9 protein-coding genes and 1 pseudogene are annotated in these 13,782 nt (G+C 67.8%); 5 read left to right on the top strand and 5 right to left on the bottom strand.

The genetic code is table 11. The annotated features are described in order from the left end of the window. Positions 1-120: 120 nt before the first annotated feature. The 3 genes and pseudogenes from ON22_RS31295 to ON22_RS31285 form a co-directional block, all read right to left on the bottom strand. Entirely contained in the window at positions 121-888 is a 768-nt protein-coding gene (locus ON22_RS31295) for an enoyl-CoA hydratase/isomerase family protein (protein ID WP_033245701.1), read from the bottom strand. Beyond that, positions 888-2,156 carry an acetyl-CoA hydrolase/transferase family protein gene (locus ON22_RS31290; RefSeq protein ID WP_174375647.1) on the bottom strand — a complete coding sequence of 423 codons (1,269 nt, stop codon included), beginning with the start codon at positions 2,154-2,156 and terminating at the stop codon, positions 888-890. The genes ON22_RS31295 and ON22_RS31290 overlap by 1 nt, the downstream gene beginning before the upstream one ends. Positions 2,157-2,374: 218 nt before the next feature. After that, positions 2,375-3,517 (bottom strand): annotated as a pseudogene (locus tag ON22_RS31285) (CaiB/BaiF CoA transferase family protein); the annotation flags it as partial. A gap of 81 nt (positions 3,518-3,598) precedes the next feature. On the opposite strand from ON22_RS31285, the gene ON22_RS38710 reads away from it, so the two are divergent. The 5 genes from ON22_RS38710 (at position 3,599) to ON22_RS31255 (ending at position 11,338) form a co-directional block, all read left to right on the top strand. Continuing rightward, a complete protein-coding gene (locus ON22_RS38710) occupies positions 3,599-6,226 on the top strand; it encodes an SDR family oxidoreductase (RefSeq protein WP_444543643.1) in 2,628 nt (875 codons plus the stop codon). 171 nt (positions 6,227-6,397) lie between these two features. Further along, the gene (gene acuI / locus ON22_RS31270) at positions 6,398-7,381 is read left to right on the top strand and encodes an acrylyl-CoA reductase (NADPH) (protein ID WP_033245702.1); all 984 of its coding nucleotides are present in this window, start codon (positions 6,398-6,400) and stop codon (positions 7,379-7,381) included. 13 nt (positions 7,382-7,394) lie between these two features. Continuing rightward, positions 7,395-8,588 carry a MaoC family dehydratase gene (locus tag ON22_RS31265; protein ID WP_033245703.1) on the top strand — a complete coding sequence of 398 codons (1,194 nt, stop codon included), beginning with the start codon at positions 7,395-7,397 and terminating at the stop codon, positions 8,586-8,588. A 139-nt stretch (positions 8,589-8,727) separates the two neighbouring features. Continuing rightward, complete coding sequence (locus ON22_RS31260; protein WP_033245704.1) at positions 8,728-10,422, top strand: class I adenylate-forming enzyme family protein; 1,695 nt, start codon at positions 8,728-8,730, stop codon at positions 10,420-10,422. Positions 10,423-10,621: 199 nt separating this feature from the next. After that, positions 10,622-11,338 (top strand): histidine phosphatase family protein, encoded by a 717-nt coding sequence (locus tag ON22_RS31255; protein WP_081595965.1) that lies wholly within the window; start codon positions 10,622-10,624, stop codon positions 11,336-11,338. 128 nt (positions 11,339-11,466) lie between these two features. Here the strand turns inward: ON22_RS31255 and ON22_RS31250 are convergent, their stop codons facing one another. Together ON22_RS31250 and ON22_RS31245 are read right to left on the bottom strand one after the other, a co-directional pair. Next, positions 11,467-12,576 carry an acyl-CoA dehydrogenase family protein gene (locus tag ON22_RS31250; protein ID WP_033245705.1) on the bottom strand — a complete coding sequence of 370 codons (1,110 nt, stop codon included), beginning with the start codon at positions 12,574-12,576 and terminating at the stop codon, positions 11,467-11,469. Continuing rightward, positions 12,576-13,781: an acyl-CoA dehydrogenase family protein gene (locus ON22_RS31245; RefSeq protein WP_033245706.1), complete on the bottom strand. Its 1,206-nt coding sequence runs from the start codon at positions 13,779-13,781 to the stop codon at positions 12,576-12,578. The genes ON22_RS31250 and ON22_RS31245 overlap by 1 nt, the downstream gene beginning before the upstream one ends. Position 13,782 lies beyond the last annotated feature (1 nt).

The following is a 13,782-nucleotide window of genomic DNA, read 5'->3' as shown; positions in this document are numbered from 1 at the left end:
GCGTCGCAGGGCAGCAGCGTGAAATGGGTAACGCCCCACAGTGGCTTCGGCGGGCCGAGCCGGGTTGCCGGCATGTAATCGGCCTACGCCACGATGACGGGTCGCGCCCGCTGCGGCAGTTCATCGCCCCGTCCAGCGCGGCTTCCGTTTCTCCGCGAACGCAGCGGGGCCTTCCTGAGCATCGGCGCTGCGGTAGGCACGGGAAGCTGCGTGGCGGGCCGCCGACGCCGCCGCCGAGCGGCCCATCTCGGTTGCCAGCATGACGGTTTCCCGGGCCGCGCGCACCGACAGTGGCGCACCGGCCACAATCCGGCCGGCCAGGTCGAGCGCGGTATCGAGCAGTTCGCCGGGTTCGGCGAGCCGGTTGACCAGCCCGATCTCGTAGGCGCGCTGGGCGGTGATCGGGTCGCCGGTGAGCAGGATTTCCATCATGATCCGCTGCGGGATCATATGGATCAGCGGGGCCGCCCAGGGTGAGCTGCGGCCCACCTTCACCTCGGTGACCGCGAAGGTGGCGGTGGTGCTGGCCACGCACAGATCGCAGGCCTGGGCGATCATCCAGCCGCCCGCGAACGCGGCGCCGTTGACGGCGGCGATGGTCGGTTTGGACAGTTCGATGGTGTCGTAGGGCAGCGGGAACATATCGCGTGGTGGTTCACCCATCCGGGTCTTCACCATCTCCGCGAGATCCCCGCCCGCGCAGAAGGCTTTTCGGCCCGCGCCGGTGAGGATCGCGATCCGCAGGGACGGGTCGCGTTCGAAGCGGTCCCAGGCGTCGAACAGGCCGGCCCGGATATCTTTGTCGAGGCAGTTGCGGCGGTCCGGGCGGTTCAGGGTGATGACCGCGATCCCGTCGGGCCGGGCGTCGAACAGTACGGCGTCGGTCATCAGAATCCTCTGCGCTGGATCTCGAAAGCAGCCCGGTCCAGGTCTTCCCGGAAGTCCGGGTGGGCGATGGCGATCAGCCGGCGGGTGCGTTCGGCCAGCGGACAGCCGGTGAGTTCGGCGGCACCGAATTCGGTGACGATCACATCCACATCGCTGCGCGCGGTGGTCACCGGGCCCGACAGCCGGGCGGTGATCCGGCTGAGCGTGCCACCTTTCGCGGTGGCCGGCAACGCGATTGCGGCGTGCCCACCGCGGGAGCGGGCCCCGGCGCGGACGAAATCGACCTGGCCGCCGGTGCCGCCGAGATAGGCCGGCCCACTCTGCTCGGCATTCACCTGACCGGTGAGATCGACTTCCATCGCCGAGTTGAGGGTGACCAGGCCGTCGAGCCGGGCAAGGGTCGCGGGGTCGTGGGTGTAGGAAGCGGGACACAACCGCAGCCCGGGGTTGCGGTCGGCGAAACGGTACAGCCGATCGGTGCCGATGAGGGCGCCGGTAACCGTCACCCCCGGGTCGATCGGCTTGCGCGCGTTGGTGACGGCACCGGCCTGGATCAGGTCGACCACACCGTCACCGATCATTCCGGAATGGATACCCAGGTCCCGGCGGTCGCCCAGCAGGCGCAGGACGGCATCGGGTACGGCGCCGACGCCGACCTGGAGTACGGCACCGTCCTCGATGTAGGAAGCGACGTATTTCGCGATCTTTTCATCGGTGGGGCCGATCGCGGCGGGCGGAACCTGTACCGGGCTACGCGAAACCCGGACCGCGCAATCGATCTCCTCGGCCCGCAGCCCTTCACCGAGGGTGTACGGCACTTGCTCGTTGACCTCGGCGATCACCACCCGCGCCCGGTCCACCGCGGCCCGGGTATGGTCGCCGATCAGTCCGAAACTGTGCCGGCCGTTCTCATCGGCGGGGCTGACCTGCACGAAAGCCACATCGCAGCCAAGGGTTCCGGCCTCGATCATCGGGCCCACCCGGCCGACATGGCACGGGATGATGCCGAGCCGGTGTGCCTTGGTAAGGGTGCGCAGTGAACCGATGGCCCCCATACTCGACAGCGCGAACGATTCGGTGGATTCCGGGGTGAAGATGCCGGAGAAACTGGTGGCGACGAAGGCGGACAGGTCCCCGATCGCACGCCCCTGCGCGGTCAGCGCTTCGATCAGTGTGCTCGGTTCCCCACAGGCCTGACCGATCACGATCCGATCGCCCGGCCTCAGGTATCGGCGCAGATCCAGCTCGCCGGCCTCGACCGTGTTCACCGGCGCTCCCCTCGTTCCGCAGGAACGGCCTGCTCACTGACCGACCCGCCGACGGCATCGGCTGCGGCCGGCCGGGCGGACTGCGCTGGTCCCTGCATCCCGGCAGCCCCGATAGAGCCGGCGGCTTGCCCCGGCCCGGCTGCTGTGCCGGATCGCGGATACGGGCAAGATCTGTCGCCTCGTGCGGACCATGCGGCACGCACCGATTCGGCCGATACCGGATCCCCGGCACCTCCGCCCATGACCTCCGGAGTGTGCTCACCGAGCCGGGGGGCGGGCCCCGCAACTCGGCCCGGGGTGCGGGAGAACCAGGTGGGTGGGCCCGGGAAACGGACCGGCCCGGTGGGTGTTTCGACTGTTTGGAAGAAGCCGGTAGCGGCCAGTTGCGGATTGTCGAGTAGTTCGTCGAGGGTGTTCACGGGCGCGGCCGGGATATCGAGGGAATTCAGCAGCTCCAGCCATTGCGCGGTGGTCCGGCCGCGGAAGGTTTCGCGGAGATGCGCGTACACGGTGCCGATCCGGGCGGCGCGCTGCGCGAGGGTCGCGAATTCCGGGCCCGCCCAGGGCGGGTCGACCGCGGCGACGAAGGCGTTCCACTGTTTGTCGTTGTAGACCAGGGCGGAGATATAGCCGTCGGCGGTGCGGTAGGGGGTGCGCTCACTCGTGACCGCGCGCGGGTAGGCGGCGGTGCCGAGCGGCGGGTCGAACAGGGCGCCGTTGGCGTGTTCCACCAGCATGAACGCGGCCATGGTCTCGAACATGGCCACTTCGACCTCTTGGCCCTCGCCGGTGCGTTCGCGGTGGAACAGGGCCATCATCGTGGCGTAGAGGGCGGTCATTCCGGCGATCTTGTCGGCCATGATGGTGCCGACGTACCCGGGTTCCCCGGTGAGCAGTTGCTGCACGTACGGCAGTCCGCATTCGGCCTGGATGGTGTCGTCGTAGGCGGTGCGGTCGGCGTCGGGGCCGCGGCGGCCGTAGCCGTAGCAATTGGTGTAGACGATGGCCGGGTTCACCTCTGCCACCTGTTCGTAGCCGAAGCCCAGTGCGGTAACGGCTTTTCCGCGCATGGAGTGGATGAACACGTCGGCTTCGGCGATCAGTTCGCGCAACACCGCCTTGTTCGATTCCGCGCGCAGATCGAGGACCACACTGCGTTTACCGCGGTTCACGTTCACGAAGACCCCGCCCATCCCCTCCTCGGGGCCCACCGAGATGTAGCGGGTGTTGTCGCCGGCGGGGGGTTCCACTTTGATCACATCGGCACCCATATCGGCCATGATCTGGGTGCAGTAGGGACCCATCACCATCGCGGTCAGATCGATGACCCGAACTCCGGCCAGCGGCCCTGTGTGCTGCATACGCCCTACCTTCGCCGGGCCGCGCGAAGAATTCGACGGCTATCTGATGAATCTTTGTAAGGATAGTGATATCAAGTATATGTGCCCATTTTCAATGGCGAGAACGACGTTTCCGGCAACGGAGGTACCGCGACCCGCGGCGCGGGCCCGCTACCCGTATCCATCGCGGCTGTGCTGCGACCGGCTCTCGCCGCGACACCGGACGCCCCCGCGATCGAGGCGGCGTCGGGCATCTGGACCTACCGTGAACTCGACGAACACGCCGATGCTGCCGCGGCCGCACTGTGGTCGCTCGGCGTGCGCCCCGGCGACCGGGTGGCGGCCTGCCTGCCCAACGACCTCGCTATCGTCGCCGCCTTCCACGGCGCCCAGCGGATCGGCGCGATCTGGGCGGGTATCGGCGAGGCGATGGCTGCGGCCGAACAGCAGTACCTGCACGATCTGATCGAACCGAAGGTCGTCCTGGCCGGCCCCCGTTGCCTGCTCGACACACCGGCCCGGGTGAGCACTGCCCAGTGGACGGCAGCTCAGCGCGCGCCCGCCGCGCCCGCTGTCGACACCGCGCTCGACGCCCCGGCCGGTATCGCATTCACCAGCGGAACGTCCGGGCGACCGAAGGCAGTGGTGCACAGTCAGCGCAATATGCTGCTGCCCGGCGCAGTTCTGGTCGCCACCCGGAAATGGGGCCCGGATCTGCGTAAAGGGGACAGCTTCCCGCTGACCATTCTCAATATGATCGTGCTGTCGACGCTGCTCACCGCCCAGGCGGGCGGCTGCGCGGTGATCATGGATCGCCGGGATGTGGCCGGGGTCGCCGAGTGGATCGCCACCCGGAAAGTGACGGTCTGGAACGGGGCACCCGCCCAGCTGCACGATCTGGCCGCCCACCCGGAACTGGATCCGAGTTCACTGCGCGAGGTGTGGAGCGGCGGCAGCGATACCCCGGATCGGCTCCGCGAGGCCTTCGCCGCCGCGCACGGGCTGGTCCCGCGGGTGACCTACGGGCTCACCGAGGCGCCGACCGTGGTCTCGATCGACCCGCCCGGTACGGACTGGACTCCGCGAACGAGCGGAACGGTGCTGCCGCACTATGACGTCGCGGCCTACGACGACCACGGAAACCGGCTTCCACCAGGGGACATCGGCGAACTCGGGCTGTCGGCCCGGACCGACGGCCCGTGGGCGAACCGGTGGCGCCCACTTCTCGGGCATTGGACCGGCGGCGGAATCGAACCACCACCCGCGGGCCCGGTTCTCACCGGCGATATCGGTACGGTCGATTCGGACGGCCGGCTCACCCTGCTGGACCGTAAGAAGATGGTGATCATCCGCGGGAGTGCGAATATCTATCCACTCGAGGTGGAACGGGTGCTGGACACCCATCCCGCGGTCGGCGAGATCCGCGGTCTGCGGGGTACCGCACGAACGACTCGGCCAGCAGGTCGCGGCAGTGATCCAGACGAACGGAGCGGCCGTGGATTTCACCGAACTCGCCGAATACTGCGGGCGCGAACTCGCCGGCTACAAGGTGCCCGAGATATGGACAGCGGTCGACGCACTACCCACCAATGCCATGGGCAAGGTCGTGCGCACACAGCTGCCCGAACTGATCTCCCGCGCGGACACGGCATGAGCTACTCGGATCCGGCAGCGCAGCCGCGCCGCGCAGAGTCCCAGCACCCGCCTCGGCGAAACGGAACGAGCGGGCCGGATCCGGCGCCGCTTCCAACAGAGCTTTCGCCCAGCACCGGTACGGCCGAGCCGAGCCCCGGTACGGCCGAAATGAACGAAGCAGGCCGAGAAGCGACTGCGCGGCTGCGCGAGGCACGGCCCTCACACCGGCCCGGAGAACAGGGGCAGCAGCAACCGGGTCCGGAAACAGCGGGGCCGGGCGGCCGGACCGGGAAGGCGCCGATACCCGGTGAACGCCCTGCTGTCGACGCGCATACGGCGGTATTGCCATCGTTCGAGCTGAGTGGGCGGGTCGCTGTCGTGACGGGCGCATCGTCCGGGCTCGGCGCGGCGGTGAGCCGGGCGCTGGCGGGGCTCGGCGCGCGGGTCGCGGTGGTGTCGCGGCGGCGGGATCGGCTCGACGCGCTGGCCGAAGAAATCGGGGGAATTGCCCGCAGCGGTGACCTTTCGGATCCGGCGGCGATCGCGGAGATCGTCCCGGACGTCGCCGACCGGCTGGGGCCGCCGGAGATCCTGATCAATGCCGCGGGAAACCGGTTCGGCGCCGAACGCGCGGAATCCGAGCCACTCGACGATATCCGGCGCACCCTCGACCTCAACCTGGTGGCGCCGCTACTGCTGGCTCAGCAGGTTTTCCCGTATATGCGTGAACTCGGCCGCGGATCGATCGTGAATATCTCCTCGATCAGCGGGCGAGTGGGCGTACCGGGTATTCCGCAGGCGTCCTATGCCGCAAGCAAAGCGGGATTGTCCGGACTCACCACGGAACTCGCGGTTCAATGGGCCCGGCATTCGATCCGCGTCAACACGGTGGCGCCGGGGTTCTTCCGCAGCGAGATCACCGACACCCTGTACGACAGCGACCGCGGTGCCGAATATCTGCGGCGCAATATTCCGTTGCCCACCGAAGGGGCCGCCGAAGACATGGTCGGCGCGATCGTCTGGCTGGCCGGCGATGCGGGTCGCTATGTCACCGGCCAGACCATCGTCGTCGACGGCGGGTGGACGGCACACTGACCACCGGCTCGGGTGTTGACAGCGATAACCGCGGCTGGAAATATGATTCTTATATTTGGAGAATTAAATTCTCCCACCGCGCGAACCGGCACCCGTCCACCGAACCGTTGCCGTTCGAGATGCTGGAACGGCACATATCCCGAACGGATCGAGGAAGGACCACATCAACCGATGTTCTCCGCAATTGTCATCAACAAGGGCGAAGCCGGCCCCCAGGTCGAACTCACCAGCGTGGACGAGGACCGGTTGCCCGAGGGCGACGTCGAAATCCAGGTGGCCTACTCCACCCTCAACTACAAGGACGCCCTCGCGATCACCGGCGCCTCCCCCGTGGTGCGCAAGTTCCCGATGGTTCCCGGTATCGACCTCGCCGGCACGGTGACCGCGAGCAGCCACTCCCGCTGGACCGCCGGTGACAAGGTCGTCCTGAACGGCTGGGGCGTCGGCGAAACCCACTGGGGTGGCCTCGCCCAGCGCGCCCGGCTCAACGGCGACTGGCTGATTCCGCTGCCCGGCGAATTCACCGAACGCCACGCCATGGCGATCGGCACCGCGGGCTACACCGCCGCGTTGTGCGTGGACGCGCTACTGCACCACGGCCTCACTCCGGACGCGGGCGAAATCCTGGTGACCGGCGCGACCGGCGGAGTCGGCAGTGTGGCGATCGCCCTGCTCACCAAGGCCGGCTTCACCGTCGCAGCCGCCACCGGCAAGGCCGATGAGCATGCCTACCTGAAACAACTCGGCGCCACCACGGTGGTGGACCGCGCCGAACTCGCCGAAAAGGGCAAACCGCTGCAGAAGGAACGCTGGGCCGGTGTCGTCGACACCGCCGGCAGTCACACCCTCGCCAATGCCGCCGCGCAAACCCGCTACGGCGGCGCGGTGGCCGCCTGCGGCCTCGCCCAGGGCATGGATTTCCCGGCGTCCGTCGCCCCGTTCATCCTGCGCGGCGTTTCGCTGCTGGGTGTGGACAGTGTGATGGCGCCCCTCCAGAAACGACTCGACGCATGGGGCCGCCTGGCCCGCGATCTGGACCCCGCCGTCCTCGATTCGATCGCCCGGGAGGTCCCGCTCGGCGAGGCGATCGAGGCGGCCGGTGGATTCATCGCGGGGACCGTCCGCGGCCGAATAGTCGTCGATGTGAACCGCTGAGCAGGAGTTACTCGTGACCAAGAAGGCGACCGAACCGACCGTCGAACTCGACCTGAGCGATGTCGACCACCGTGTCGGCAAACCCATCGGCGGCGGCCAGCTATGGGATCCGTGCAGCACCTCCGACATCCGCCGCTGGGTGATGGCGATGGATTACCCGAACCCGCTGCACTGGGATCAGGAGTTCGCCCGCGAATCCCGCTACGGCGGGCTCGTCGCGCCGCAATCGATCGCGGTCGCCCTCGATTACGGTCACGGTGCGGCACCGGCCTGCGTGGGGCATATCCCGAACAGCCACCTCATCTTCGGCGGCGAGGAGTGGTGGTTCTACGGTTGCCCCGTGCGGCCCGGTGACCAGCTTTTCCAGGAGCGGCGGTTCCACGATTACAAGGTGGCCGAGACGAAATTCGCCGGGCCCACCATGTTCTCCCGCGGCGATACCGTCCACCGCAACCAGCACGGGGTGCTCGTCGCCAAGGAACGGTCGACCGCGATCCGTTACCTCGCCGAGGAGGCGAACAAACGCGGCATGTACGAGAACCAGCTCGGCGAGATCAAGAAATGGACGGCCGCCGAACTCGCCGCGGTCGACGCGCTGCGCACGGAATGGCTCATGTCGAACCGGCTCGGTGTCTCACCGCATTTCGACGAGGTGAAGGTCGGCGACAAACTGCCGCGCCGGGTGATCGGCCCGCACAGTATCGCCAGCTTCACCACCGAGTACCGGGCCTTCCTGTTCAACATCTGGGGCACCTTCCGGTGGACGGCGCCCGAGGGGGTCGAGGATCCCTGGGTCTACCAGGATCCCGGCTGGACGGAAGGTTTCGGCTTCGACGAAGAGGGCGCGAAAATCGATCCGCGGTTGCGCGACGGGTTGTACGTCGGGCCGTCCCGCGGCCATATCGACGCCGACAAGGCCGGCGATGTGGGGATGGCACGCGCCTACGGGTACGGGGCCACCATGGGCGCGTGGTGCACGGACTACCTGGCCTACTGGGCGGGTAACGACGGCATGGTCCGGCACACCAAGGCCGATTTCCGGGGCCCCGCGTTCGAAGGCGATGTCACCTATTTCGACGCCGAGATCGTGGACAAGACACCGGAATCGACCTGGGGTGTGCCGCTGGTCCAGGTGAAGGTGAAGCTCACGAACCAGGACGGTGGTGTGCTCGTCTCCTGCACCGCCGAGGTCGAGCTACCGCTGTAACTCGGCCACCGCGGGGCGCGCCGGCCCCACAACCGCGAATCATCGCGACAACAGAACGCCGGGCCGCCGCGATCCGGGCGGAGGTCCTCCCAGCACCATCCGTGCACCGCGTGCGGAGCACCATCAGAGAGGACACCGGATGAGCACCGGGACCCAGCACACTCCAGCCCCGGCGGTCGTCGCGGGGCCACCCCTGACGGCAGAACCCGGTCTGGGCACGCTCACCCTCCCGGGATTCCTCCGGGAGGTCACCGGCTCGTATACCGATCGCACCGCGCTGATCTCTCCCGCCGACGGTGTCGAATGGACGTACACCGACCTGTGGGACCGGGCGAACGAGGTCGCGCGGGCGCTGCGGGCGTGCGGGGTCGGGAAGGACAGCCGCGTCGGCGTGCTCATGACCAACCGGGCCGAATGGCTCGCGGCGGTTTTCGGTGCCTCGCTGGCGGGTGGGGTCGCGGTGGCGCTGAGTACGTTCTCCACGGCGCCCGAGCTCGATCATCTGCTCCGGATCTCCGGGGTTTCGGTGCTGCTGTTCGAACGCCGCGTCGCGAAAACAGATTTCGGCGAGGTGCTCACCGGACTGGAACCGCAGCTCGGCACCGCCGTCCCCGGAACGGTCGCCTCGACGGAGTATCCCTTCCTCCGCTATGTCGCGGCCGTCGGGGAACCGGTGACAGCGACGGCGATCGAGAGCTGGGACGACTTCCTGGCACGCGGTGCGGACACCGATCCCGCACTGATCGCCGCGGCCGCCGCGACCGTGCAGCCCAGCGATACCGCCGTCCTGTTCTTCTCCTCCGGCACCACCAGCAAACCGAAAGGTATCCGCAGCGCGCACCGCGGGGTCACCATCCAGCTGTGGCGGTTTCGCCGGATGTTCGGTTTCGGCCCGGACGACGAGGTGCGCTGCTGGACCGCCAACGGCTTCTTCTGGTCCGGTAATTTCGGCCAGGCGCTGGGCGCCACCCTCGCCGCCGGCGGCACCCTGGTTCTGCAGTCGATGTTCGATGCCGAAGAAGCCCTCGAACTGATGCAGACGCAGCGGGTCACCTTCCCGGTCTCCTGGCCGCACCAGCACGCCCAACTCCAGGGTGCCCCCAACTGGAACACCGTGGACCTGAGCAGCCTGCGTTTCGTCGACCGCGACCTCCCGCTGGCCACCCACCCCACCATCGATACCGACTGGACCGAACCCGGCCACGCCTACGGCAATACCGAAACCTTCACCATCACCACGTGTTTCCCGGCCTGCACGCCCGAGGAGACGATCGCCGGCAGCAGCGGTGTGCCGTTGCCCGGGGTAACGGTGAAGATCACCGATCCTCTCACCGACTCGATCCTGAACAGGGGCGAGCACGGCGAGATCTGCGTCAAAGGCCCCACCCTCATGCTCGGCTACGTGGGCACGCCCCTCGACGAAACCCTCGACGAAGAGGGCTATTTCCACACCGGCGACGGCGGATACCTCGACGACGAGGGCCGGCTCTACTGGAAAGGCCGGCTCACCGACATCATCAAAACCGGCGGCGCGAACGTCTCCCCACTGGAAGTGGACGAGGTGCTCGCCCAGTACCCCGGCGTGAAAATCGGCCGCACGGTGGGCGTCCCCCACGAAACCCTGGGCGAAATGGTGGTGGCCTGCGTGGTCCCGCACACCGGCCACCCCCTCGACGCCACCGCGATCCGCGACCACCTGCGCGCCCAACTCGCCAGCTACAAGGTCCCCCGCGACATCCTGTTCTTCACCGAGGCCGACCTCTCACTCAGCTCGAGCGCCAAGATCAAATCCAGCGATCTGAAGCTGCTGGCAGCTCGACGACTCGCCGAGTAGACCGGCGACCTTGTGCGCCGCGGCGAACGCCCGGCGCTGTGGTGCAGGACGGTGCGGGTAGCACTCTGCTGTTACCTCTGACGCCGAATGTGTCATTCAGCGGGAAACGGATCGTGGCTTTCGCTCACACTGCCCTAGCGTGCCGGTTCGGGCACTTCGATGTTCCAGCGCGGCCCGCATCTATCCAGGAGGACTCCCTGTGTATCTGATCAAATCTCGCCTGTCCGCGATGATCGGAGCGATCATCGCGGCAATGGCGATCCTCGTAGCCGGCGGCGGCAGCGCGGTCGCCGCGCCGCATACCGGTGAAATGTTCCTTACCTTCATCCGCCACGGCGAATCGGCCGGCAATGCTTCCGGCCTGATCGACACCTCCACCCCGGGCCCCGAACTGACCGACAAGGGCTGGGCCCAAGCGGAAGCGGTGGCCGGGTACCTGTCCGATTGCAAATTCGACGGCATCTACGCGTCGAAGATGATCCGGACCCAGCAGACGGCGCAGCCGACCTCGGACCAGTGTGCTGGTCCGGTGACCGTCGAGCCGGGTCTCCACGAAATCGAGGCCGGTATCTACGAGGGCAAACCGGAGCACGAGGCCGGCCAGGGTTACTTCGAAGCACCGATCCAGTGGATCCAGGGCAATCTGGACGCCCGCATCCCCGGCTCGATCAACGGTCACGAGTTCAAGAAGCGGATGGACGACTCCATCCAGGACATTCAGAACCGCGGCAGCAAGCGTCCGATGATCTTCTCGCACGGCGGTGCCATCATGATCTGGACAATGCTCTCCGTCTCCGACCCGGACCCGAGCAAGCTGCAGAACGACCCGTTGCAGAACACCAGCCGGGTGGTTGTGAAGGGCACCCCGGAGAAGGGGTGGCGACTCGTCTCATGGGACGGCACCCCGGTCGGCTGAACCGGACAGGTTGTTCCCCGACCCCTCTGCGCGGGCGGTCGGGGACATCGCCGGTAGTTCGGATGCCACAAACCGGATCCGGTGGGCAGGCTTGTCTTCGGCCCCCGTGCCGTCGTGTCCCGGCGGCGTCACCGATATCGAGCGGCGAGCTCGCGGCGGTGGTCGGCGGGTGAGCCGTAGAGGGACCGGTTGAGGGTGGCGCGTTTGAGGTAGCGGTGGATTCCGCTTTCCCAGGTGTAACCGATACCGCCGTGCAATTGCATCGCGGCACCGGCGATCCGGACCGCGGCTTCGCCGGTGAACGATTTCGCCATGCTCACCGACCGGCTGCTGTCCGGGTCGCCGGTGGCCATGGCCGTCAGGGCGGCGGTCACCAGTTGCCGGGCGACGGTCAACTCGACCAGCATGTCGGCACAGGCGTGTTTGACGGCTTGGAACGAACCGACGGGGCGGCCGAACTGTTCACGGACCCGGGTGTAGTCGACGGTCGCGTCCAGCATGGCGGCTGCGAGGCCCAGACTGTCGCAGGCCACCGCAAGGGCGGCGCGGTCGTGGAGATGGTGCAGGGGATGGGCTGCCCCGGGGGCGAACGGGACGAACGACTGTGGCGTCAAGGCCACATCCAGGGCGGTGACCTTGCCGAGTGACCGGGTCTCGTCGACGACCGGCTGTCCGGTGATCTGCAGTCCCGCGGCGCCGGGTTCGACCAGGGTGATACCGAGGGCACCGTCGGCGGCGCGGGCGGGGATCAGCAAGACCGTGGCCGAGGGGGCATCGAGGACGAAATCCGCTGATCCGGACAGCAGGACCGCCTTACCGGTTTGGACCAATTCGAAGGTGGGTACTATGCCTCCGGTGCCGGCACAAGCCGTTTCGCCGCCGGCCGCCGGCACCATGTTTCCCGCGAGTACCGCTACGGGGCGCGCAGTTCCCGCGACGGTTTCGCGCAGTACGACGTCGCGGTGGGTAGTCGGTTCCAGTAAGCACAGGGCGCCGATACCCGCCGCGGCGACGGCGGAATACGGGGTGCGAGCCGCCGCCCGGCCGATCTCCTCGAGCAGGATCGCCGTTTCGGTGAATGTTGCTGCGGTCCCGCCGAATTCGTCGGAAGCCTCGAGCCCTGTCCAACCGGCGCCGGCCAAGGCAGGCCATTCCACCGCCGCGTCGCCGGCCTTACCGAGCAGTTCCCGCGCCACGGCGCGCAGTTCGTCGTGGAATTCGGCGAAATCGTCGCTCATCATGCTCCCGCCGGTTCTCTGGGCAGACCCAGTCCGCGTTCACCGATGATCGTGCGCTGGATTTCGCTGCTGCCACCGGGGATAGTCCATTCCCAGGAACCGACGAAATCCAGGACCCAGGCGCCGGATTCCCAGCCGCCCGACATCGGTTTGCGCCGGACGGTCTGGCCGGGCAACCCACTGATTTCGGCACCGTAATCGGTCATCCGCTGCAGGAGTTCGCTGTAGTACAGCTTGACGATGGAGGCATCGGCGGGGCCGACGGTACCGGCATCGTGGCGTTCGACCAGATCGCGGCACAGAGCGCGGAGGCCGGTCAGCTCGGTTTCCAGCCGGGCCAGCCGGTCGGTTGTCCGGGGATCGTCGAGGGCGGGCCGGCCGAGGATGCCGGGTTTGCGGCATTCCTCGATCAGCCGGCGGAACCCCGCGTTACCGAGACGTTCCGCGAGTTCCAGCATGGTGAGGCCGCGTTCGGCGCCGAGGGTCTGTTGTGCCAGCTGCCAGCCGCGGTTCTCGGCGCCGAGCAGGTTCGCGGCGGGGATCCGCACGTCGTCGAGGAAGATCTCGCAGAAATGCGATTCACCGGTGGCCTGCCGGATGGGCCGGACCTCGATACCGGGGGTGCGCATATCCATCAGGAAATAGGAGATGCCTTTGCGTTTGGGGGCTTCCGGGCCGGTGCGGGCCAGCAGCAGGCACCAATCGGCGTATTGGGCGCCGCTGGCCCATACTTTCTGGCCGGTGACCAGGTAGTCGTCGCCGTCGCGGCGGGCAGCGGTGCGCAACGCGGCCAGATCCGAGCCCGCGCCCGGTTCGGAGAACCCCTGCACCCACAGTTCACCGTCGAGGATTGCAGGCAGATGCCGCTGCCGCTGCTCCGCGGTCCCGCCGGCCAGCAGGGTGGCGGCCGCGTGGTGGATGGCGACGAACGCCAGCACCAGCCGTGGGGCGTCGTGCGCGGCGAGTTCCTGATACAGCACGATCTGTTCGGGGATCGGCATACCGCCGCCGTATTCGCGTGGCCAGTGCGGGACGGCGTATCCGGCGGTGCGCAGTTCCTGGAACCAGGCCTGCTGGAAGTTCACGAATTCGGCGTCGGTGGCGCCGGTCTGGGTGGTGCGCCACTCGGCGGGGACGTGCGTGCGGCACCACTCCCGCACGGTGGCCCGGAAGTCCGCCAGATCGGTGGAGGTTTCGGCGCCCACG

This window comes from Nocardia carnea NBRC 14403 (assembly GCF_000308515.1).
GTDB lineage: Bacteria > Actinomycetota > Actinomycetes > Mycobacteriales > Mycobacteriaceae > Nocardia > Nocardia carnea.
This window is presented reverse-complemented; position numbering and strand designations above follow the sequence as displayed.